The sequence below is a fragment of the Granulicella arctica genome (assembly GCF_025685605.1).
Classification (GTDB): domain Bacteria; phylum Acidobacteriota; class Terriglobia; order Terriglobales; family Acidobacteriaceae; genus Edaphobacter; species Edaphobacter arcticus.
Window position 1 is genome coordinate 3,706,555 of the sequence record NZ_JAGTUT010000001.1, and the last position, 22,944, is coordinate 3,729,498.

The 22,944-nt window shown below is 58.7% G+C and carries 17 protein-coding genes and 1 tRNA gene; 7 read left to right on the forward strand and 11 right to left on the reverse strand.

Translation table 11 applies throughout. From position 1 onward, the window contains the following. Positions 1 to 63: 63 nt before the first annotated feature. Positions 64 to 1,842 (reverse strand): winged helix-turn-helix domain-containing protein, encoded by a 1,779-nt coding sequence (locus tag OHL20_RS15815; RefSeq protein WP_263384141.1) that lies wholly within the window; start codon positions 1,840 to 1,842, stop codon positions 64 to 66. Positions 1,843 to 2,086: 244 nt separating this feature from the next. Here OHL20_RS15815 and OHL20_RS15820 point away from each other — a divergent pair, with 244 nt between their 5' ends. The 5 genes from OHL20_RS15820 (at position 2,087) to OHL20_RS15840 (ending at position 7,475) form a co-directional block, all read left to right on the forward strand. Further along, positions 2,087 to 2,320, forward strand: a complete 234-nt coding sequence (locus tag OHL20_RS15820; RefSeq protein WP_263384142.1) for a hypothetical protein — start codon at positions 2,087 to 2,089, stop codon at positions 2,318 to 2,320. Positions 2,321 to 2,381: 61 nt separating this feature from the next. After that, the gene (locus OHL20_RS15825) at positions 2,382 to 3,842 is read left to right on the forward strand and encodes a radical SAM/SPASM domain-containing protein (protein WP_263384143.1); all 1,461 of its coding nucleotides are present in this window, start codon (positions 2,382 to 2,384) and stop codon (positions 3,840 to 3,842) included. Next, entirely contained in the window at positions 3,839 to 4,789 is a 951-nt protein-coding gene (locus OHL20_RS15830; protein WP_263384144.1) for a lysophospholipid acyltransferase family protein, read from the forward strand. The genes OHL20_RS15825 and OHL20_RS15830 overlap by 4 nt, the downstream gene beginning before the upstream one ends. A gap of 100 nt (positions 4,790 to 4,889) precedes the next feature. Continuing rightward, positions 4,890 to 5,255, forward strand: a complete 366-nt coding sequence (locus OHL20_RS15835; protein ID WP_263384145.1) for a hypothetical protein — start codon at positions 4,890 to 4,892, stop codon at positions 5,253 to 5,255. Between the two features lie 642 nt (positions 5,256 to 5,897). Further along, positions 5,898 to 7,475, forward strand: a complete 1,578-nt coding sequence (locus OHL20_RS15840) for an alpha-L-fucosidase (protein WP_263384146.1) — start codon at positions 5,898 to 5,900, stop codon at positions 7,473 to 7,475. Positions 7,476 to 7,801: 326 nt separating this feature from the next. Here OHL20_RS15840 and OHL20_RS15845 read toward each other — a convergent pair whose 3' ends face one another. The 5 genes from OHL20_RS15845 to OHL20_RS15865 form a co-directional block, all read right to left on the reverse strand. Beyond that, positions 7,802 to 8,881, reverse strand: coding sequence for a 4Fe-4S dicluster domain-containing protein (locus tag OHL20_RS15845; protein WP_263384147.1), 1,080 nt, complete (start codon positions 8,879 to 8,881; stop codon positions 7,802 to 7,804). 47 nt (positions 8,882 to 8,928) lie between these two features. Next, positions 8,929 to 12,075 carry a TonB-dependent receptor gene (locus tag OHL20_RS15850; protein ID WP_263384148.1) on the reverse strand — a complete coding sequence of 1,049 codons (3,147 nt, stop codon included), beginning with the start codon at positions 12,073 to 12,075 and terminating at the stop codon, positions 8,929 to 8,931. Between the two features lie 336 nt (positions 12,076 to 12,411). Beyond that, positions 12,412 to 12,993 (reverse strand): carboxymuconolactone decarboxylase family protein, encoded by a 582-nt coding sequence (locus OHL20_RS15855; RefSeq protein ID WP_263384149.1) that lies wholly within the window; start codon positions 12,991 to 12,993, stop codon positions 12,412 to 12,414. Between the two features lie 44 nt (positions 12,994 to 13,037). Next, complete coding sequence (locus OHL20_RS15860) at positions 13,038 to 14,306, reverse strand: MFS transporter (protein ID WP_263384150.1); 1,269 nt, start codon at positions 14,304 to 14,306, stop codon at positions 13,038 to 13,040. Between the two features lie 349 nt (positions 14,307 to 14,655). Beyond that, positions 14,656 to 14,886: a dihydrofolate reductase family protein gene (locus OHL20_RS15865; protein WP_396272258.1), complete on the reverse strand. Its 231-nt coding sequence runs from the start codon at positions 14,884 to 14,886 to the stop codon at positions 14,656 to 14,658. Positions 14,887 to 14,940: 54 nt separating this feature from the next. Between OHL20_RS15865 and OHL20_RS15870 the strand changes: the two genes are divergently transcribed. Then, positions 14,941 to 15,165 (forward strand): type VI secretion system tube protein Hcp, encoded by a 225-nt coding sequence (locus tag OHL20_RS15870; RefSeq protein ID WP_263384152.1) that lies wholly within the window; start codon positions 14,941 to 14,943, stop codon positions 15,163 to 15,165. A 348-nt stretch (positions 15,166 to 15,513) separates the two neighbouring features. Here the strand turns inward: OHL20_RS15870 and OHL20_RS15875 are convergent. From OHL20_RS15875 to OHL20_RS15890, 4 genes are all read right to left on the reverse strand, one after another. Next, a tRNA-Ser gene (locus OHL20_RS15875) sits at positions 15,514 to 15,601 on the reverse strand. A 38-nt stretch (positions 15,602 to 15,639) separates the two neighbouring features. Further along, complete coding sequence (locus OHL20_RS15880; protein WP_263384153.1) at positions 15,640 to 17,382, reverse strand: carboxypeptidase-like regulatory domain-containing protein; 1,743 nt, start codon at positions 17,380 to 17,382, stop codon at positions 15,640 to 15,642. Then, positions 17,382 to 18,701: a carboxypeptidase-like regulatory domain-containing protein gene (locus tag OHL20_RS15885; protein WP_263384154.1), complete on the reverse strand. Its 1,320-nt coding sequence runs from the start codon at positions 18,699 to 18,701 to the stop codon at positions 17,382 to 17,384. Before OHL20_RS15885 ends, OHL20_RS15880 begins: the two co-directional genes overlap by 1 nt. A 1,188-nt stretch (positions 18,702 to 19,889) precedes the next feature. Then, positions 19,890 to 20,573, reverse strand: coding sequence for a hypothetical protein (locus OHL20_RS15890; RefSeq protein WP_263384155.1), 684 nt, complete (start codon positions 20,571 to 20,573; stop codon positions 19,890 to 19,892). Positions 20,574 to 20,838: 265 nt separating this feature from the next. On the opposite strand from OHL20_RS15890, the gene gnd reads away from it, so the two are divergent. Further along, positions 20,839 to 21,858, forward strand: coding sequence for a phosphogluconate dehydrogenase (NAD(+)-dependent, decarboxylating) (gene gnd, locus OHL20_RS15895; protein ID WP_263384156.1), 1,020 nt, complete (start codon positions 20,839 to 20,841; stop codon positions 21,856 to 21,858). Between the two features lie 65 nt (positions 21,859 to 21,923). On the opposite strand, the gene OHL20_RS15900 is transcribed toward gnd, so the two are convergent. Beyond that, positions 21,924 to 22,913: a radical SAM protein gene (locus OHL20_RS15900; protein WP_263384157.1), complete on the reverse strand. Its 990-nt coding sequence runs from the start codon at positions 22,911 to 22,913 to the stop codon at positions 21,924 to 21,926. Positions 22,914 to 22,944: the final 31 nt, after the last annotated feature.

Consider the following 22,944-nt stretch of genomic DNA (forward strand, 5'->3'; position numbering starts at 1 on the left):
GCTTTCCGCTCAGCGAAATGTTCTCCTAGAGAAAAACGCACAGCGTGACCCACTCAACGCCCGTTAGAACAACGCCCCATACTCCAGCCACTGCCCCTTCAGCTTCGCCATCAAGCCAACGTACCCGGCATCCTCATGCAGGTTCTCCAGGTTGCCGTCATCCACAAATAGCGGATAACAAGGAAACCCGTCCTTCGCTGCAAACTCCAACCACCGAACCGCATCGCCCGGCTCGCTCAGCAGCGTGAACGCAACCGCAATGTGGTACGCCGCATGATGAAAGTGCCCAAACCCCTTCCCCGTTTCAATGGCCGTCTCAATCAGCGCCTTTGCCTCGCCCACCCTTCCCGCAGATGCAGCCAGCACACCCTGCATACTCATGAACAGCGCCCCGTCATCCTCGGATGAATCCCCAAGCAGCGTCTCAATCAGCCTCGACGCCTCATCATTTCGCCCCAGGTTGAATAGTATCCAGGCCGTCTGGTACCCAATCAACGACGGGTTCACGTCCGGCGGAATCGTCTGCAACAAGCCCAGTGCCTGCTCATGCTTCCCCTGAAACACCATCGTCTGCGCCATCCGGTACACCGCCAGATTGTTGTTAGGATTCGTAAAAACGGCCTCTTCCGCCTCACGCAGTGCCGCGTCAAAGTACCCAATGTGGCAGTAGATCAACGCAAGCTGGTTCCGCGCCTCGTCCAGCGTTGCATCCAGCGCCAGTGCCCGCCGATACTCCAGAATTGCCTTCCCATGAGGAAACCGGTTCGCTGGTGTCCACAAGAGCCGGCCCCGCGCAAGATGCGCCGCGGCTAAGTACGGGTCCAGCGATAACGCCTTTTCCACCGCGACAAACGCCTTCTCCTGCCACTGCCGCTCATGCGGATCGAACAAGAACAGCTTCCACACATAAGCCTGCGCCAGTTCCGCATACGCGGCGGCAAACGTCGGATCAATCTCAACCGCGCGTTCAAATGCCAGCCGTGAAATCTCGTTGTCATCCTTGTTCTGCCGATGCGCGTAAAACCTGCCCCGCAGATAGCAGTCATAAGCCTCCGGCCTCACCGTCAGAGTCGCCCGAAGCTGCTGCCGCTCCTGAGGCGTCATCTCCGCCCGAACCTCCGCCGCAATCGTGGCCGCCACCTCCTTCGGCACCGCCAGAATCTCACTCACATCCCGCTCATACTCCTGCGACCAGATCTCCAGTCGCGTGGCCGAATCCATAGCCCGCACCGTGATCCTCACCCCATTCCCAACCCTCAACACGGATCCACCCACCAAGACGTCCGGCCCCGCCTTACCCGTAGCATGACGCGACGGCCCACTCAACGCGCTCTCCGGAAACACCCTCAGCGTATGCACCCGCGCTAGCGCGCTCATCAACGCTTCGGTCAAAACTTCGGCCAGATGAGCCTGCGACCCGTCCCGCGAAGCATCCTCAATCGCCCTCACCGCAATCGACCGTTCCGCCGCAGACAAGCCTTCCCCGCCCTCATTCCCGGCCGCCTTCGCCTCCACCTCCGCAATAAAACGATACCCGCGTCGCGGCACTGTCTGGATGTACTTTGGCGAGCTTGCCGAATCACGCAGCACCTCACGCAGCCGGTTGACCGCATTATTCAGCCCATGGTCAAAGTCGACGAACGTCTCACCAGCCCACAGCTGCGTGCGCAGCTCTTCCCGCGTCACCAGCTCCCCGCGTCGTTCTACCAGCAGCGCCAGCAGCCGGGTCGGCTGCAGCGCAAGTCTCTCCTGGTAGCCCTGTCGCTCCAGCAAACTCGTGTGGAGATCCAGCTCGAACGGACCGAACCTTACCACCTGGGCCTTTTGTCCATGGCTTGCCATAGCATCCCTGAGCTCTAAAAAGAGTTTTTTGAGCATAACTCAGTCTCTGAACCTCGCGAATAAAAACTTCTAAATTTGTCAATAATGGGCAGTTAGTAAGAGAGAAATTAGGGAGATTTTCGGGGTCTTTTCTCCATTGACTTAGTCCTTCGCCGGGAGCAATGTGTCTGCTGTTCCACCCAACACCCTGGCGTCGAACGCGAAATTAAACCGTTCGCGCCTTCCAATGAGCAAAGGAGAAAATATGGCAAAGGAAATAGTCGTTACTGTCCCCCCCGGGTCGCCGCTCGGCAAAATGTCCGATACGGAGATCGAAAAGCTGGTTGAACAGGCAACCGCTCACCTCCCCAAGGGGCAGCATGCCGAATTCGCCGACCACGTCGTCGTCAAACACGCGGCCGAACCCGCCGCAACCGGAGCCGCCGCAAAACCCAACATCGGCGTCGGCGTCACATGGACTCGAGCCTGCCGTAACTAACACAGTCATCTGTTTCACTTCCAGCCTTCGTACAAATACAGCAACGATTCCAGGTGTGCCCATGCTGAATGCGAATAGTTCCACTGACCTGAACCCGGAGAGCGACGCTACTCGCCCATCAAAGCGAGCCTCGCAGCCCTTCGTGTTCCCGATTCTCGACTCGCCCGTATGGTCGCAGCTCTCGTTTCTGGAGTTTGGGCCGGCTACCTTGGTGATGGATCGCGGAAGCGGGCGCTGGGCGGTCATCAAGACCGCCGACGCGCCCCTCCTCCGTCTCCTTCCGGTTGACGTCAACCTGATCCCGCTCACAGTCCGCGAGCGGTGCAAAACCCTCGCAGCCGAACTTCGCGGTCATGGCCTCGGCCGTCCACCGCAGCCTTCAGTCCATCCGCTCAACACCCTCATCTTGAAGCTCACTCAGGCATGTAACTATGCGTGCACCTATTGCTATGACTTCGCTCCGGAAGAGCATGCATCCAGGCTAGACCTCCGCGCCGCCTGCAATGCCGTTGATGAGGCGCTCACCATCGCACCCTCCTCGCTGCATGTCATCCTGCACGGCGGCGAGCCAACACTCGTCTTTCCTCTGCTTCGTGAAATTGTCCTTCGCGCCAGGGACTGCGCCAAGCGCCTGGGCAAACGAGTCACCTTCGGCGGCCAGACCAATCTCAGCCGCATCAACGCAGAGATGGTCGCATTCTTCGCGGAAAACAATGTCGTCTGGGGCATTTCCCTCGACGGTCCGCCAGAGTTGAACGACCGCTTCCGCATCCTCCACACCGGCGGCGGAACCTATCACTTTCTCACCAGCGCCCTGCAGAACTTTCCTAACTTTGTTCGCAGTTGCGGCGTCCTCACCACCGTCACCTCCGTGACGGACGTTCATCTTCTCACCATCGTCTCGCACGTCCGTGATCTCGGCTTCCACGCTTGGGACTGGTCCCTCTTCCAGCCCATCGGCAGGGGACAGTCCGCTGTGGAGCCCCTCAACTTCAACACGCAGGCAGTCATCCAATCCTGGAATGAACTCTTCGAAGCCGTAGAAGCAGGCAGCTTCGAAGGCTTCAACATCCAGGCCATCACCCGTTACCTGGACAACTTCCTCGATGGCCCTGGCGCACATATGTGCCTCCGCAAAGACTGCGGCGCCGGCAGGGATCTTATGTCCGTATCAGCCAACGGCACCATTGAAGCCTGCGACTGTATCGACCCCAAGGGTCCCCTCTCATCCCTCGGCCACATCACTGAAAACTCCGATGGCGCGCTTGCCGCCGCTCGCGCCACTGGCACAGCGGAACTCATCCGCTCGCGCAACGTGGAACTCGGCATGTGCTCTTCCTGCATCTGGCTCGCCATCTGCGGGGGAACCTGCCTCGCCCACTCCCACGGCTCCATTCATGACGTCTGGAAGTCTGAGTGTGCCATCGCCATCAACGCCTTTGACCGCATCGCACGTTCGGTGATTCATTCTGACCGGCTCCGCGACTACCGGCAAAGCTATCGAAAGGCGGTCGCATCATGATCGCAAAAGCCAACGGCAGCGGTACCCAGAGCAGTATCCAGAGCTTGGACAGTGCCCTCATTGATCTCCTTCACAGCCCTGTCGGAGCTCAGATCTTTGCCAGTCTTTCAGAAAGCGAAGTAGCGGATACAGCCCTGCGACTATATCGGCAGGATCTCCACTCCTGCGCCGCGGCCGCTCGCATGGCACTCCAGCTTGTACATGGTACAGACCCCGGCGATGATCTCGTCGCAGCCCACGTCCAGCATCTTCTCTGGTCTTCCTGGCGGACGGCGCAGGCAGAGGCCAGCCTCGGCACCCGACCCTGCTGGACCGCCACCGGCACACACTTCCTGGAGGAGACCAGAGGTAAGCCCACCATCTTCATTACCCCCTTGACCATGCCTTTTTCAGACGTGCAGGTTGTCATCGACCAGCTCATCCCAGATCGTCCGGTCGCCGTCTACGGAGAAGGTCTCGCCTCAGCCCAAACCGACGCCCCCTCCCCAGGCCGACCGCTCACCATCTTCGGAGATGGCTCTCCCCGCACCATGCTCGGCATCGTCCGGATACTCGCCTGTAACGGCGTCTTCTGCACGTATCCGGACTTCGTCTACCGCGGCCACGCAGAGGTCTCCCGCACCCTCTTCGGACGCCCCAGGAAACTCTCCCGCGCCTTTCTCTCCCTGTGTTCCAGGCCCGGAGCCTGCCTGCTTCCTGTTTTGCTCACCCGCGACCCTGGCCTCTGGCACGCCACCATCTATGAGCCGGTCATCCTCCATGACATCGGCTCCTTGCCCAGGGAAAGCTCGGAGAAGCTGCTTGCCACCATCGTTCTTGACATGCTGGAAGGCCTCATCAGCACCAGGCCGGAACAGTGGCTGCTCCTTAGCACTCTGGTCGCACAGGTTTGCGATGAGCTCTCACCCGCTCATCAGTTCATCCCAGAAGGGAAGGTGATCGCATGAACGACTAAAGCCATCGCTGAAGGAACCTACCCCAATTGCCTTCCCCTTACCGGCGGCGCAAACCTCAAACGCAACACCAATCGACAAAATGGAGAACATCATGGCATTGCATCCTGAACTCAACGGACACATCATCCACATCAGCGGCGCTCCTGAGCTCTACTGGATCGACGGCGGTCGCGCTCGTCATATCGCCGACGAAGCGACCTACCACGGCGTCTTCGGCGGCTCCCCACAAAGCGAAGCCTACGACGGCCTCCGCAGCATCACGACCGGCCCCGATGTCGTCCCCGGAACGGTGCTCGTCCGGCCCAACAACTGGTCAGAGATCTACCTGATCGATAACAAGACCAAACGCCCCATCCCCAATGAGCAGCTCAAGGGAAAGTATCAGCTTAACGGCAACGTCCACAGCGTTCCTGTCAATGCAGTGGAAAGCATCCCGGACGGCCCCTCATTTGCCTAGCCTCGGTCCCTGCTTGCAGCGGACGCTCCTCGTGATCCCAGCCACGGCTCAAACTGCCGGCGCGGATGCGGGGACGTCTCGCGTTACAGTCTCATCCCAACGTTAGCCATCCCTGTTATACAGGGAGCAAAACAAACCCAAGAATTATCTGCCAATCGGGAGCCTTTCGACTTTTTGGAGGGGACATCGAGTTTAAGAATTCACCAAAAGGGCAAAATCTAAGGAAGCGCACGTTCGTCGTGGAGGCCGATGCAAAAAGCGCATTCTGCAAGAACTCAATCAGTTGAATGTGAAGGCTCGTACTGCTTTCCCTAGCCTGGAGAGTTCCGCCGCACACCTGAGGTCTGGATAGCATTGGGCTTACAGTCTCATCTAAGCGATTCAGTGTTCTTCTTGTTAGGAAGTTCTTGCCTTAGCTGTTGTTGTCAGGCAGCAACGATGGAATTCAATATGTTCCCTTGATTCATGGCTTCATGCCTTGGAATGCGTACCCGCAGTATCAGAATCGGGCACCTTTGATCGACGGCTGGAATCACGTAGGTGTCGTCGTGTCCGGATATGGCGAGCCCAACTTCCCGGCGCTTCGACTGAAGCACTATAGTGGTTGCGTTGGCAGAACGTCCGCTTCTTGAGAGGTCCTTCATGTTGAACACGACGCGCCGTCAGGCGCTGAAGCTGCTGAGTGGGGCCGGAGTCACTCTGGCGACAAAGAATATGTTTTCCCAGACTGTGACGTCCGGCCCCTTCAAGGCCTCGCTGGATTCTCTCAAGACCTGGACCATTCCCGACTGGTTTGCGGACGCCAAGTTTGGCATATGGGCTCATTGGGGCCCGCAGTCCGCAGTCGGCGATGGCGACTGGTACGCGCGCAACATGTACGTCGAAGGAACGCCGCAGTATGCGTACCATCTGCAGCGCTTCGGCCCGCAATCCAAAGTTGGCTATAAAGATCTGATTCACCTGTTCACCGCGAGCAAATGGGATCCTGAACATCTGATGGACCTGTACGCAAAGGCGGGAGCAAAGTATTTTTTCTCAATGGGCGTACACCATGACGGTTACGATCTTTGGAATTCGAAGTACCAGCCACGCTGGAACTCCGTAGCGAGCGGACCGAAGCGAGATGTCGTCGGGGAGTGGGGAGCCGCGGCCCGCAAACGTGGCTTGCGCTTCGGCGTCAGTGAACACCTTTCAAATAGCTTTGAGTGGCTTGCCCCATCCCACCTGGCAGATACCAAAGGACCATTCGCCGGGGTCCCCTATGACGGGCAGGACCAAGCGTTTGCGGATCTCTACCATGACTATTCGAAGGAGCCGAAGGGCTTCGCACGAAGTATTGCCAAGGATGCGATGGGGCGTAACCAGGCACCGGAGTGGTGGAAGCAGCAGTACTTCAACCGGGTAAAGGATTTAGTGGATCAGCATCAGCCCGACCTGCTGTACACGGATGGAGGCATCGTCCTCGGCGCGTACGGTGCCGGCACCGTCGCTGAGTTGTACAACGTGGGGCCAACGACCTACGACGGCAAACCCGCGACAGTCTACTTCAGCAAGACGAGGACCGACTGTGTAGATGGCCACACCTGCGTGGTAGATCACGAGCGGAACGTCATTGGCGAGATCGACCCGGTGCCGTGGCAGACGGATACCTGTATCGGCGAATGGCATTACAAAGTGGGTGTGGTCTACAAGCCAGCCAAAAAAGTCATCGACATGCTGGTCGATATCGTCAGCAAGAATGGTAATCTCCTGCTCAACTTTCCTCTGCCTGCATCGGGCGAACTTGATCCGGAGGAACTCAAGGTCCTTGAAGGAATTACGGCATGGATCGCCGTGAATGGAGAGGCGATCTACGCGACGCGGCCCTGGAAGATTTATGGCGAGGGTCCGTCCACCAAGGTGGTCATAAAAGCCAGCGGTGAAGAGTTCGATCCAAACGAAGGCAAGAAGCCGGATCTTGGCGCCACCGACATGCGCTTTACCAGCAAAGGCGACACGCTCTACGTCTTTGCTATGGGCTGGCCGCAAGGGGATCTGCACGTTGCGTCCCTCGCGCTCGTTGGCGCTCAACAACCGTCCAAGGCGGTCGATGTCCGTCTCCTTGGTCACGAGCAGCCCTTGCAGTTCACGCATGACGAGCGTGGTCTGCGGGTCAGCATGCCATCCCAGCCAACCGCCACCGCCGCGATCGGTGTCGCGCTGCGCATCCGCTTCGTGTAGCTTCGGGGGCGCCGCTGGCCGCGTTTGTCCCTGTCCGGGGCACTTTGGCTTTATCGATTAGTCCACCATCTCGCATTGCTTCGAGCAGATACGAACTTTGGTACGCAAGCGCACTGCTGCTACGAACTCGCCTAACCTTCTCCATACATCTTATTGCGGAGGTACGTGTTTCTCTAGCAGGTCGGTTGCGCCACTGGGGTATTGCCTACAGCGGTGTTGCATACCCTTTTACCTGCAAAAGTGGCTCTTTCATCGCAACACTTGTTTGGCCATTATTTACGTGACCAGCTCGCCAGGATTGCTGATGATCTGATTTGCGTTCTGGCTTAGTCGTCAACCCCTTGGTGTTCGGAAGGTCCAAGTCCGAGCCGCTTGGCCATGGTAGCGAGCAGCTTGGGGCGTACGTCGGGTCTGGTCCAGGGGCAGTCCGCGATGCAGATGCCGCAGGAAGATGCTTCGGCGAAGTAGGGGATGCATTTGTCAAAGTTGACGTACCAGCGTTCGACGCCGCGTACCAATTGTTTGCTCTCGGTGATGGCCCCGGGAGGGCAGGCTTTTGTGCAGATCTGGCAGGTGGTGCAGAAGTCGTCTGCGCCGAAGCGAACTGGCGCGGTCGCGACGAGAGGCATGTCGGTTGTGACGCCAGCAAGACGGAGGCCGGCGCCGAACTGGTGGTTGATCAAGGAGCCATGCTTGCCAAGTTCGCCGAGACCGGAGGCGATGGCGGGCGGAATGAGGAGGAGCGCGCTGGCGGAAGGGCCGGGATAAGCGGTGGCGTTGTAGCCCTGGGCGCGGATCCAGTTGGCGAGGGCGAAGGAGGCGCGGGTGCCGCGGGCATACTGCTCGCCGATCTCGGTGACGCCGATGCCGTTGGTCTCGTCGGAGGGAAGCTGCTTGAGGCGTTCGTAGTTGGGCGCGAGGGCGAGGATGATGACCCAGGGATCGTCGATGGTGTAGCCACCGAAGACGTAGAGGGGGTCCATGGGCGCGATGCCGATGGCCCCGGCTTCGTGGGCGAGAGCGAAGGTGGTGGCTTCGGCGGATAGTTGAGCGGGCGGGGCCGGGTTGCGCGCTTCGGCGACGGGGACGAGTTCGGGATGGGTGTAGGCCGCGATGAAGGCGGGGCCGGAGCCGGGACATTTGCGGGAGTTGGCGCGGGCGACGTCCTGCAGGGGGCCGAAGGGGTGCTGGTCGGGGGAGTGCCAGAAGAACGGCGAGGCCTGGCGTGCAGCGGTTTCGCCCACGCCATTGATGGCGTTGCCTGAGACCTTGAGCAGGGCGATGGTCTCGGGCCGGGGGGTGTAGGTGCCGGGTTTAGGGCGCCTGGGATTCGGCAGCGAATTGCCCTGGGCGGCGGCAGGTTGGGCGGCGACGGGTTGGGGAGCGGCGAACGGAGCGGTCGACATGGTGTGTGCACCTCTACGGTACTTGCTGCGTGATTCGAGAACGGGGACTAGAACTTCAACTTGAGGGAGAGCTGGATCTGCCGCGCGGCTCCGGCAAAGGTGGGGGTGCCAAAGGTCGGATTGGCGGGGCTGGTCACGCCGTCGCCGTAGCGTTGGGGAGTGGCGCCGCCAAACTCGCCGGCACCGTAGACCTGGTCAACATCCTGCACGTTGACGCGGTTTAAGACGTTGAGGGCTTCGGCGCTGGTGTTGAGTTTGAGGCGTTCGGTGAGTGAGAAGAGGCGCTGCAGGCGGAGATCGGTGTCGTAGTAGGAGGCTCCGCGATAGCTGTTGCGGCCGATGTTGCCGACGCGATCGTTGAAGGGGAAGCCGTCGCCGTTGATGTCGGAGCCGGCGAGGATGCTGTAGGACTGCGGACTCTGCAGGGTGTTGAGCATGGAGAACTGGATGGCGCGAAGAGGCGCGCTCCAGGTGTGGGGGGACTCGGCGAGCAGGGTGAGGACGAGGCGATGGCGCACGTCGTTGTCGCTGGTGGCGCGGTCGAGCTGGGGTCGGAGGTAGTCCTGGGGCTCGTCCTGGAGCTGATTTTCGGTGGCGACGTCGATCGATTTGCTGTAGACGTAGTTCGCGAGGAGGCTGAAGTTCTGGGAGAACTCTTTGCGGAGGCTGATGGAGCCGGCGTTGTAGATGGACCAGCCGGAGGGCGTGGCGTAGAGGACAAAGCCGAAGTTTGAATCGGCGGGCTGGAACTTCTGGCGGCCATCGGAGAGAAGGCCATTCGGGAGGCCGTTGATGGTGTTCGAGCTGAGGAGATGGATGGCGTGCACGTAGTGGTAGGCAGCGGTGAGGAACCATTTGCCGCCGAGTTCATTTTCGACTTCGAGACTGGATTGTTCGGTGTAGCTCGAAGGGAACTTGCGCTGGGTGAAGCCGAGAGGAAACTGCTTGAGAATGCGGGGCGCGGGATAGATGCCGTTGTGGGTGAAGTTTGAAAAGGCGGGACCCGCGAGGGCCGGGCCGGCGGTGCCGACCATGCCGGCGGGACCGAAGCCGACGAGGTCACGCGCGGGATTGGCGAACTCGGGGATCAGGGGCTGGCTCATGGTGGTGAACGGCGAGGCACCATGCCAGCCGTTGACGAGGCTGCTGTACTCAAGCGACCCGGTATAGAGACCGAAGCTGGCGCGAACTACGCCTTTGCCCTGGCGCATGCCATAGGCGAGGCCGACCCGCGGCTGGACATTGCCGAAGTTGGTGGGATTGATTGCGCCGAGGATGTTAAGATCGTTCGCCGAAGGGAGGACGTCGAGATCGTAGCGAAGGCCGGCGGAGAGGACGAGGTTGGATCGAGCCTTCCATTGATCCTGAACGTAGAGGCCGACCAGTTTGTGCCAAAAGGCGACCTGATCGGCGGCTCGATGCGCGGGGCCGTCGGGGCCGTTGAAGAAGCCACCCTGAAAGGGCAGGGAACGCTGCGGGACCTGCCTGCCGAAGTCTGCCCTGGTCTGCTGGAAGAGGAACTGGACCGCGGTGCCAGGGCCAAAGCCTGCGAAGGGGCCGGTGCCGAAGAAGCTCTGCGGGCTGAAGATGCCGACGCCCGGGGTGAAGTAGGGCGTCTCGGCGCTGAACCAGCCGGGTTGGAAGTCGATACCGGTCTTGAGGGTGTGCGCGCCGCGGGTGTAGGTAACGGCCTCTTTGGACTGGAAGTGATGCTCGCTGTAGTAGTCGACGCCGCCGAGGAAACCACCGCTGTAGAGGGTGTCGGCGACGTTGATGGTGGGCTCGAAGCCGTTGCCGACGGAGTTCATGTAGAAGATGCGGCGGCCGACGGAGACGGCGCTTTCGGAGGTCCAATGGCTGCCTGAGACGTGAAAGAAGTTGGCGTAGGCGGTCTGATCGTGGACTTCGTTGTTGCGGTAGCTTGAGGGTAGTCCCTGACCAGGCGATGCGGATGGAGTGTTGCCGTTGTGCACGTTAGCGAAGAGGTAGCCGACGGCGAGGGTGCTGTGTTCGCTGAGCACATCGGTGGCTTTGCCGAAGGCGTTGTTGTAGTCGCCAATCTGCAGGATGGAGCCGAGCGATTCCGGCGAGAGACCGAGCCTGGTCTTGATCTGGTTGATGCTCGGGGATCCTGGCCCCATGCAGCCTGCAGTGTCGATGCACTTGAGGATGAAGCGGGAGTAGATGGGGGACTGCGCGCGGCGCTGGCCTTCGTAGCCGAGGAAGTAGAAGACTTTGTCCTTGCGGAGCGGGCCGCCGATGGTGGCTCCGAACTGGTTGAAGCGGAGCGTGTTGAAGCCGGGAGCGGAGAGAAGGTTGTTGGCATCGGCGACGTTGTTTCGGAGGTATTCGTAGACGGAGCCGTGCAGGTCGTTGGTGCCGGAGCGGGTAATGGTGTTGACGGCGGCGCCGAGGCTGAGGCCGGCACCAGCGGCGTCGGGGCCACTGACGACGCGGAACTCCTGCACCCAATCGAGCGAAGGACTGACGCGCTGAACGCCGGAGACCATGGTGGTGTAGTCGACACCATCGAGGCCGTAGAAGACGCTGTGGGTCTCGCGGAGGCCGCCAAAGCTGACCTCTAAGACCGTCTCCTGAAAGGCGGATTGCGCCCCGGTGCTGGAGTTGCGGCCAACGGTCGCGGTGGGAGTGAGCAGGACGAAGTTGACGAAGTCGCGGTCAGAGGTGGGGAGATCGGCGATCTGCCGGGGGCTGATGACCTGGCTGGATTCGGTCCGCTCTTTGTCGACGCCTTGCAGGGTGTCGTGTACTTCGACCTGCTCGGTGTTGGAGCGGATGCGGAGCGGTACCTGCAGGTCAATGACCTGGCCGAGCGTGAGCACAAGCGGCTGCTGGTAGGGGGCGAATGAATCGGCGTTCACGGTGACGGTGTAGGGACCGGGGCGAAGACCGGGGACGGCGACCGCGCCTCGCTGATCAGAGAGGAGATTTCGCACGATGCCGGTATCGGTGCTGCGAACGGAGACGTTGGCCTGCGAGACGGCGCGGCCTTGCGGGTCGGAGACGGTGAGCGTCAACGTAGCGAACTGCTGGGCGCATGCTGGAGTGAGTGCGAGAAACAGGAGAAGCGGCAGCGAGAGGAGTTGGACACGGAGACCGCGATGCATGGGAGCGGAGGATCGTGGCGGACAGGGCACACGCTTCGTGGAAGCACGATCGAGAGACGAGGTCATACGGTTTCCTCTAAAAGAATGAATGGAGATTAAAGTGGCCTAAGTCGCAGGCCCTCATTATGCGCAGTGAAGAGCGAGGGCGCGTCGGCCAGAAGGATGAAGTGGGCTCAAACTATGGGTGGAGAGAGTGGCTCCTGGAGTAGCCGCGATGGCAGGCTTGAGCGTTGCGCGTCCGGAGCCGCTGCCGCCAGGATGAGTGGCGGCAACGGCTCGGTGGGTGGTCTTGTGGACAGGCGAGTGAGGTGGTTGCGGTCCGCTCTCGGTTGAGGAAGTGGGAACGGCCTCAAGATCCCCAGTCGACACTGATGTGTGGGCCGGCGGTTGAGACGGACGGTGCTATTTGGCAGCCATCTCGGCGGCTTCTGCGTGGATGACGTTGGGAAGGTTGACCGCTACATAGCCGTCGCGCGCGACCATCTTGCCGCGTTCGCGGTAGAGGGCGGGGTCCTCCGGTTGCACGGTCGCGAGACCGTCGACGTAGCGGTTGTACATGCAGAAGGCTGCGGCGATGAGGACGGTGTCATGGATCTCGAGGTCAGTCGCGCCTTCGCTGCGTGCGGCCTGTACGTCGCCGGTCGTCACCTTCTTGCCATCCTGCTGTACCTTGCCAGCGATGGTGAGCAGCGCTTTGAGCTTGGGAGTGATGGCGGCGGAGTGAAAGTCCTGCTTGACGCAGGCAACGAGAGCTTCATCGCCATCGAGATGCGCGGCGGCGATGGCGCCGTGAATGGACTGGCAATAATGACAGGTGTTCAGCGAGGAGACATAGGTTGCGATGAGCTCGCGCTCACCCTGGGTCAGGGAGTTTGGCTGGCGCAGCAGGACGTCGACGAGCTCGTTGAGGGGCTTTGAGCTTTCGGGGCGGAAGGCCATAGGGCCACGGATTCCGGGAAGGTTGGGCAGGTTGATGTGTGGCATGACGTCTCCTTTTGAGGCTGGTGAAGGTGCAAGGACGAGTACCTCTACAGCGGGCTTTCGCGCGCTGTTTCGAGGACCAGGCCTGCGTCGGCTGTCGAGAAAAAAGCGTGGGGATAGCGTGGGAGAAGCAGTTGAACGAAGGCCGCGAGAAAGAGGGGAGCGGCGAGCAGAAGAACCTTCGAGGTGAGATAGGTGCCGGCCTGATCGAAGGCGTGTCCCATCAACACTGGCCCCATGGCTCCGCCGACTGCGTAGGCTGTCCAGCTGAGGCCGTAGAGCGTTGAAAAGCGCGCACGACCGAAGTATTTCGCGATGAGATATGGAACGACATCAGCCTCACTACCAGCGCCGAAGCCGAGTAGGAAAGCTCCAAGGATGCCCATGGTGGCCGTAGCTGCATAGGCGATCGTGATGATGCCAGTTCCTGCGATGAGCAGGACAGCGAGTGAGACGAAAGGCGCGAAGATCCGATCGAGCAGATGGCCGGTGATGAGGCGGCCCACGATGCCGGAGAGCCCGAGCATGGAGAGAGCGAGGGCGGCGCTCGAAGATGTGATCGAACGACCGGTGAGGAGAGCGGCGAGATGGGCGATCGCACCATTGATGCTGAGTGCGGAGAGCATGACAGGGATCGCGATCAGCCAGAAGATACTTGTTCTCAGAACCTGACCAATTTTGAGGTTTTCAGAGACAGTGATTGGTTCGACCTTCGTGACAGGGCTGTTACGCACCATCAACGTTGTGAGCGGAATACCAAGCAGGGCAATCGCGCCAAGCACGAGGTACGCGCTGCGCCAGCCTTGTGTCGTAATCATGTGCTGGGTCAAGAGCGGAAGGAGGATCGAGCCGGTTCCACTTCCAGTCAGAACTAATGCGAGGGCGAGACCGCGCCGCTGGTCGAACCAAGTAAGCACCGCGCGCGAGTAGGCCAGCTGCGCGGTTCCGTTGCCGACGATCCCAATCACCACATACGTTGCATAGAACTGGCCGATGTGTCCCCTGAGCAAAGAGAGAGATGCCAGGGAGGACGCGAAGACGACGATAGATGGCAGGATGATTCTGCGTGGCGGAAGGCGATCGAGAAGCGATCCGATCATCGGGGAGCATGCAGCCACAGTCAGAGCGGTGATCGCGAACCCCCGCGATATGGCTTCACGCTTCCATCCAAACGACAGTTGCAACGGTGTAAGAAAGAGGCTGAAGGTGAAGGGCACGATAGCCGCAAAGCTGACCATCACGCCGACAAAGGCAGCGAAGGTGATTCGCCAGCCTGTGTAGCGCAGTGAGCTTTCGTTGAAGTCATGATCAGGCATGAACGCGGCCGCCGTCGGAAGAGATGGAGTTCTCGACGTTGCTAGATAGATCGGGCGACGCCCATTGCAGCACTAAGATAAACATCGGATCCTTTAGAAGTGACTCTCAAGAACAGGCCCGAGTGTACGTTTCTAAGCGTGCAATGCACTCCGCGCATCGATGTATTTTGATCTCATGCTTTCGGTGTAGATCCGGCTTTGCGACTAAGGGTCGCTTTCACATCGAGTTTTTTGCCCAACTGGTTGACTCTTGGAAGATCTATTTAGCGCTGTTGTAGTTCGCCGGGCATTCTGTAACAGGAGCGTAGGTCAACCGAATCGTGTTTTCGACGTTTAGTTCGGTTGTAATTCAGCGGAGCGCCGGCACAGGGCCCGAGAAGAACGGCTTACCGCCACCAAGCACAGTGGGGCGTAAGTAGATTCGATATTCATCAATTCGACCAAGCTCGATGAGCGTTCCAGCCCGACCCGGGCCTCCGACCTCAATTTCCCCAGCGAATTGTGTCTTTAGTTCGCGGATCATCCCCTCGATGTTATCGGCGACAAGCCTTGCATTGGGCTCGATTGACTTAGTAAACACGAAGACTTCGTCATCACCAAATACCTGGACGTATCGTCGCCGAAGCTGTACGAGATGTATTCGTCCGGCAAGCACATCTCCAGGGTGACCATCGATCTTATGCGAGCCTCAGGTGACACTCCGGTGAAGTATATGGTGATTGAAATGGATCAGGTCGTCATTTCGAGGGTGGCCCACGAAGGGATGATAGGCGAGAGTCGTCCGACAGAGGCTGTGTCGTTCGACTACGGCGTCATCAAGTGGACGTATATTGACCCGCTACAACGTGAAGGGAGCTAAGGCGGCAACGTAAGAGGCGGCTGGAGTCTTATCGAGAACAAGATCCCGGCCCCGTAGGTTGCGAAAGCTGAAGCTCCTCCGAAGGAGCCTGTGTCGAGCGCTAAAGCTGAACCCAAAAAGGGAATCGGTTTGGTGAAGACACCTGCCAACGCGAGTTTGCGAAAGAAGTCAGCTTAGGCGTTAAAAGGTTAGCAAAACCCGCAGTATGTTCTTTTTTGCTCGTGGTAAGGTTTCATCAGATTTGGTGCTGGGTAGGGGTGTCAGCGAGACTGGGAGACAAGAACAAGCTCATCGATCCCTTGTATTTCAGGCTAAATAGTTTATTCTACTTAGTTTAGGGGGAAGTGGTGGCGGAGAGACAGGGATTCGAACCCTGGATACCTTGCGGTATACACGCTTTCCAAGCGTGCGCCTTCAGCCACTCGGCCATCTCTCCGCAAGCGGTGACTTAGCAAATCTAACACAATCCGCAGTTCAGGGTAGTTGCGCCTCCAGGTTTTGGTGCAAGATGGGCGTGGTACTCAGATCGATTGGGATCCCCTGTCCAAGGTAGTGTGCGAGGGTCGCAGGATCTTTCCAGCGCACATTCCATCCGTCCTTGATGGCGACAAGAATATACCGGCCACGCGCGACATCGCGAAGGTGAAAGCCTCCGCTCGTATCAGTCTGCGCACGAAGTATCGTAGCGAAGCTGTCGGGACTACCCAACATTGCAGGCACCAGCAACACCATCGCACCCGGCAACGGCTTCTGCTGCAGGGTTGCGACGCCCTTCACACTTGCATGGCCTGAGACAACGCGGAACGTGAGCTGTGGGTTGCCATCATGAATGGAGATGACGTGCCCTCTGATCTCTGCATGAGTGCCCGACAGACCCAGCAGGTAATCACCCTGTGCGCTCAACACGCTGACTTCATACCTGCCAGGTTCGAGATGAACGAAACCGTCACCCCCATCACGAAATCCTCGAAAGCCTCGTGCTGGTCTCTCACCCTCGCCCTGCTCGATGGTTCTTTCGGCGATCACTGAGCCTTCACGAAGATTCCTGGCCTGTCCTTCAGGAAACACAACACTCCGACCCGTCTCCACGTTCGTGAAGCGCAGCCTTACCGGCCGTGCACCCTCCGTAAGATCAAAATGAATGGCGGTGACGATCGTAGATTCTGCAGAGTTCAGGTCCAGTGTTCGAGGCGAACCCGGTCCGATGTGCAGGATGGATGGCTGTCGTTCCGCTCCACCTGTGACCTCATAGGTCCCTGGCGCTAAACCTCCAACGTCGATCCTGCCCTGTGTATCGACTGTCGGATGAATAGGCTGATTCAGCGACGCTCCATTTGGCAATAGTTGTCGGATTTGGGGCACATTCGCACGGCGGTTATTGTCAGCTTTGCTTGCAGCGCCACTCAGATGGACCGAGGGTACTGGCGCCAGGCGTAGATCCGCTTGAAATGTGTCACCACCTATAAGCGTTACAGTGCCCGCCGCTGCCGAGTCTGTAACACTGGGGTACCAGGTCAACGGATAGGCAACATCGAGGGTACTGTCACTCGGCAGCGAAGCGTCGACACTGCTTCCGCCCTGCGAATCATTAGTGCGAACCGCACTTTCTGCATACCATGGCTGTGCCTGCACCATCACCTGATAGCGACCTGCTGCCAGGGCTGTGAACTCATAGTGCCCCAGATCATCAGGCCGCGTTGTCCCGCGTGTCTGCCAACTGACACTTACCTGGTCCGAAGGCGTTTCAGCAGCCGTGAGCAGCATCACCTGCGCACCACTGCGTACCGCTTCGCCAGCCTCGTCCAGAATGTAGCCGCTGATCGATCCATTGGATGTGATCCGGAACTTTATATCGACCGAAGGCATTGCCACGGTCAGGACTACGCCAGTGAAAAACGTGCCGTGCTCCTCGAAAGCCGCGCTTCGAAATCCTGGAGCGGTCGCAACAAGCTTCCATGTGCCAGCGCTGCTGACAGGAATGACGAAGTTACCGCTATCGTCACTGCTTGCAGATGCAGACTCACTCTCAGAGTTTCTGTTGGCATCAGCGGTCTCTTTGACAAGAGTTGCCGTGACCCGACCATGACGAACCGCGCTCCCGTCGGCGCCACTTAGAACGCCACGGATACTGTAGCTCTGCGCATGACAGATCGTGCCAACTCCGGACAGAGTTAGGAACATCAGGATGAAGGTGAGCAGGGAAGTAGAGGATCTCATCAACGCGATTCATCGAATGGTGCAAGTTCCAGATTGAGTGTGCTCTGATCGGTTGAGTTCAAAGTTACGGATCGCAGCTCGCCACCGAAAGCCGTAAGCGTCTCCTGGTCCTCAAAGTTGAGATCATGCTTGTGCTCGAAAGCAATCACTCGATATGTTCCGGGAGCGATGTTCGGACGACTATACGAACCATCTGCACTCGAATGGATCATGACGATTGGTGTGGCACTCGGTGTACTGCTGATCAGATAAATCCAGGCAGCCACGGGCCGGCCATCGTGCCGCACCGTACCCGTCAGACTGGCAGTCTTGTTGCTCGCTACGATGCGGATCGGCACAGCACCTGCTCCTGGAACAATCACCAGATCTTGCCGAAGCAAATCGCTGGTGCCATAGGTTGCAGATTGGATGAACCACGTTGCCCCTAGGGAGCGAAGTCGATAGGTTCCCGCAGCCGGGTTGAAGAAAGGCATCTGACTTCCTCTTAGCACAGGACGTTCCGAGTTGTAGGAATTATCGCCAAAGTCATCCTGCGTGCTTTCCAGCGACAGATCCAGGTCTGATACACTCGGCGGCGTGTTATTGGACGAAGCCGGATCGGATCGAAGCTCAATGGGTACAGGACTCACGAACGAGAAAAGAAGCGTCAAGCCCCCAATCTCGCGGTCACCAACAGTGATGCGTGTCTCAGCCTCCATACCGAGGTCTGCGCCCTCCTTTCTCGCTTTTACCAGGTAGGTTCCGCTTGGTATATCCATTCGAATAGAACCAGGGGTACCTGTCGGCGTTGCCCGCAAAGGAAACTCGTCGCCATCCGCATCGTAGGCCGTCATCCTCAGGTTGCCGCGGCCCGGATCAGGTTCTAGACGCGCAGTGACGGTGACGGTTCGAGCAAGTTTCGCACGCAGTTCAAAGTGCTGAGTCTCTCCACCGCGGGCAAGGACCGTACGGGCAAATCCGGATGAGCTTTGTTCAGGAAATGATAGTGGCAGCACGACTTCTGCGCGAAGCGAGGTTGCAGGGCTGAAGAGGACTCGCAATACATACTCGCCCGGGTTCACGGCCAATCGGAACGCACCATGATCGTCTGTACGGGTCACAGCAGTTTGCGTCCATCGATGGCCAAGCATGTCATACGAACTTCGTTTTGCCTGGACGAGTAAGCCAGCCAGAATCTCGCCGCTCGGCGCGGTCAGTTCTCCGGTCAGAATCGCCTCCGGGTAAATTCGAAGGTCAATCGTCGTGTCGGGAAATGGAGCATGAAGAGTTATGCTGGCTGACTCGCTCAGATCCGGGCTTGGGTAATAGCCGGGTTTCATGGCTGTGATCGTCAGACTTTGATCTTGCGCGACACATTGAAACCTCCCCTCGGAATCCGTCAAGACACCACGTCCTCCACAACGAATCAGGACGCGATTCACGGGTTGACCTGTTACAGCATTAATTGCACGGCCAGAAATGTTGGAAGTTCCAGCGTCCACACGGGGTGATGAAAGTGGCAAAGGGCTCTGTGCTTGTGAATGCCTGACGTATGCAAACGAAAGAAGTGACAAAAGGCATCCAGCCACCCGCAACGACATGTAGGAAATTGGCGGCAACACTATACGTAATCCCCAGATAGAGCAATCATAAGACGAGAGAGTCAGGGTGTGAGAGAGCAAGCGGTACCGAAAGTCTGCAGACGATAGCCGTTATGTATAGTCGATCTGTAGCGGCTCGTTAGAAATGTCATGGTCTGGCTCGTTAGAACTGTCAGGTTCTAAGGATGGCATGGATTTCTATGAGCGAGCGCGATCTGAGACGGATTGAAATATTGAGCGATGTGCGGTTTGGACGTCGGACCGTGGCTGCAGCTCAGGGCTGACCCACAAGGCGCTTCATCTGAGAGGGAGGAACCTCGATCCAATCTACAGATTAAGGTGGTATGCCGAGCGCCCCGAAAGCCGTTAAGTCCGGCAGGATCGTCGGGGAAATAGTACCCAGCCTTCATGTACGCACGAATTCCTGGCGTAAAGATTGAGGCGGAGGCGCTTGGTGGCATTCCCATTGTCATGAATATGGAGGCCTTTCGTTGTTCCAGAGTGGCGTGCATCGGGTTGTCTCCAGAGCCACCATGACTAACATCAGAGCGGTGATCCGTATGCTCTTACATCTGTACTTCCCGTTCGCGGTGTTTTCGTCCGTTTCGAAATCTGAGAGCATTTGTCGATCCGTCGTATTTACGACTTCTACAAAATCACACTTTGAAGCTGCTGGTCCGCCTATTGCTGTTTCGGGATTTTGCGCAGCGTAGTCTTCTCATGCCGCGTGTCCGGTACCGCTGCACCTATGTCACTGTGGCGACCATCCTTATCGCCATCGCCAGAAACTTTATAAGCTGGGGCATATAAATTACAGAGCTACTCCTAAGTGTTTGATGGCAGGATAGTTGAAGAGTAAAGTCGATTTCCCACCGGCTCCACCATAAAATTTTAGTTGTACCTAAAGACCGAGCGGGAGTTCTCCCGTTACGGTCTTTGTGCGTTTCGGCCAGCTAGTTTTCTGAAGATTACAAGGTGGCAGAGGATGACGGATGGAACGAGGAACGCGGGGAGCAGGATGAACGGGAAGCTGAGGATGGCGACGGTCGGCTGGTGGAAGGCGAGTTGCTGAAAGCGGAAGGGCGCTGAGAGCATGGCGCGAACAAAGGCGTTCAGGACGCTGAGGAGTGCGAGGGAGTTCCAAATCAACAGGCCTCTGCGGCCAACATGGCCTTTGCTGAAGGCCCACCAGATAAGCGGTGCTGTGAGGCCGAAGAGAATGTCGACGTTGCCTGCTTCGAAGGTCATCAGGGCGGGGACCTGCTTGTAGAGAAAGAGCCAGTAGAGATTAATCTCGACGAGGATGCGGATGGAGTGCAGGAGAACCAACCACTTGAGGTCCATAGTGTTGAAGAAACGGTGTCCTAAGGGTGCCAAAAACAGAGCGGCGATCATAAGGACTGGTGGGACGATCGCCAGAATGAGGCGGGGTGGCAGGGTGTTCGTGACCAGGTAGAAGCCGGAAAGAGCGATTTTGGACTGGATCCCCATCCATAGGATTGCACCCAGAATTGCGGGTTTTGAGGCGCGGACGGCTTTGCTGAAGAGGGCCAGTGCAACGACGACGGTCAGGAAAAAAAAAGCGATGATCGGTAGTGGCAGGGGACTCATTTGGGACCTTTCACTTGGGTGGTTTTAATCCCTGATCGTTGGGTTCCGGAATAGTATGTCGAGTGAGCATCATCACTCATGCGGGATTCGCCGTACAGCTACTTCTGCTGACGAAGGTCAGCGAGGTGACTTTTTAGCCGTGATTCAACAAAGTCCGCGGGTGCTTGTTGTAGATTGCTACAGAGATGCAGCGACTTGTTACGGGTTAGCGGCGTGCATCGGAGATAATGGTGCAACGTCAGGACGTTGATAGGAGCTTTGCAATATGCAGATAGCGATGGTTGGATTAGGGAGAATGGGCGCGAACATGGTTCGCCGTCTTCTCAGGGGCGGTCATGAGTGCGTGGTGTTCGATCGTAGCCAGGATGCGGTCGAGGGTCTGGTGAAAGAGGGCGCGACCGGCGCGACTTCGTTACAAGACATGATTGGCAAGCTGAAGACGCCGCGTGCGGTATGGTTGATGGTCCCGGCGGGCGCTGTGGATGCGACGATCGACGAGCTTCATCCGCTGCTCGAGGCGCATGACATCATCATTGATGGCGGCAACTCGCACTATGTCGATGATCTGGAGCGCGCAAAGTTTGTGGGTAAGGACGGCGTCAAGTGGGTGGACGTCGGGACGAGCGGCGGTGTTGCCGGACTCGACCGTGGCTATTGCCTGATGATTGGCGGCGAGGATGAGGCGGTCAACTATCTGGACCCGATCTTTAAGACGCTGGCCCCGGGACGTGGGACGATCGAGCGTACTCCGGGCCGCGACAAGGCTGCGGCGACGACCGCTGAGGAGGGATATCTTCACTGTGGGCCTCCGGGCGCAGGACATTTTGTGAAGATGGTCCATAACGGGATTGAATACGGCATGATGGCGGCGTATGCGGAGGGGTTGAACATCCTGAAGCATGCCAACGTCGGCAATACGCAGGAGAGCTTCGATGCGGAGACGGCACCGATGCGGGAGCCGGATCACTATAAGTACGATCTGCCCATTCCTGAGGTCGCGGAGGTGTGGCGGCGCGGAAGCGTTGTTTCTTCGTGGCTGCTGGACCTGACAGCGACGGCGCTGGTTGAGTCTCCGACGCTTGAGAACTATGGCGGTCGAGTGTCTGACTCTGGCGAAGGCCGGTGGACGTCTATCGCTGCTATCGACGAGGGTGTACCGGCAGACGTGCTGACGGCGGCACTCTTCTCGCGGTTTACGTCACAGGCGAATGGCACGTATGCGAACAAACTGCTTTCGGCGATGCGCTACCAGTTCGGTGGGCACAAGGAAAAGAAGGCAGAGTAGATGTTTTGAAGGCAGGATCGTGCGGCGTCCGGGTTCCATCCTGGACGCCGTCGCTTTTTAAGCCGCTAGACAGGCAGGTTGAGCGAGCAGACGCAGCGTTGGCAGGTAGGGTCTGTAGCTACTTCAAGGCGACTGCGGAAGGCCTGGGCGGTCTGGCTGTTGATGGCTTCTTCAAGAGTGCTGTGGCTGGTGGTGGCTACAGGCGGGTGGAAGAAGCAGGGGCGAAGGGTGCCATCGACCTCCATGACGGTCGAGACCCAGGGGGCGTTGCAGCGCGGGGCGCGGGGCGGGGTGCCTTCGAGAAATTCGCGGAAGCGCGTGGGGATGCGGCGGAGTTTGGCTGGGCTCTCGGCGATGAAGCGGGTGCGGAGGTCATCTGCGTGGGTGGCGATGAGGAATTCGACCTCGGACTCGAGGGTGGCGAGTTCGGATGGGTCAAGGGCTATCTCGCTTTGGCGATTGGGCGACCAGCCCTGTTCTCGGTTGAAGGCTCCTGAGGAGATATCTGCGGGCAGGAAGGAGATGCTGTCGAGGGCAAGGGCGTGGGCGGCTTCGACGGTGGCGCGGAGGTGGGCGTGGTTCTGCTTCTGCACGGTGGTTCGGCAGGCGATGGGCATGGCGGGGTTGAGGGTGCGGACGGTCTGGATACCTCGGGCTATGGTTTCGAAGGCTCGGGGGATGCTGCGGATGGCGTTGTGAATCTCGACGGGGCCGTCGATGGAGATGATGATTTCGTCTATGGCTGCGGCTACGAGGGCGGCCCGTTTGTGAAGGAGCAGCCCGGTGGTGAGGAGGGTGATGCGGATGTTAAGGCTGCGGAAGAAGGCGCAGATGTCGGGGAGATCGCGGTTGAGGAGAGATTCGCCGCCGGAGAGGACAACCTGGCGGGTGGCGAGGGTGCGGAGGGAGTCTCGGTGGCGTTCTAGGGATGCTGCGGAGAGTTCGGTGGAGTCTTTACGCTTCCAGATGTCGCACATGACGCAGCGACAGTTGCATTGCGTATGGATGTTAAGGAGGAGGATGGGAAGCGTAGCGAGGCGGGAGGGCGCACGCACCGGGAAAGGCGTCGGGATTGCGGGCTGGATC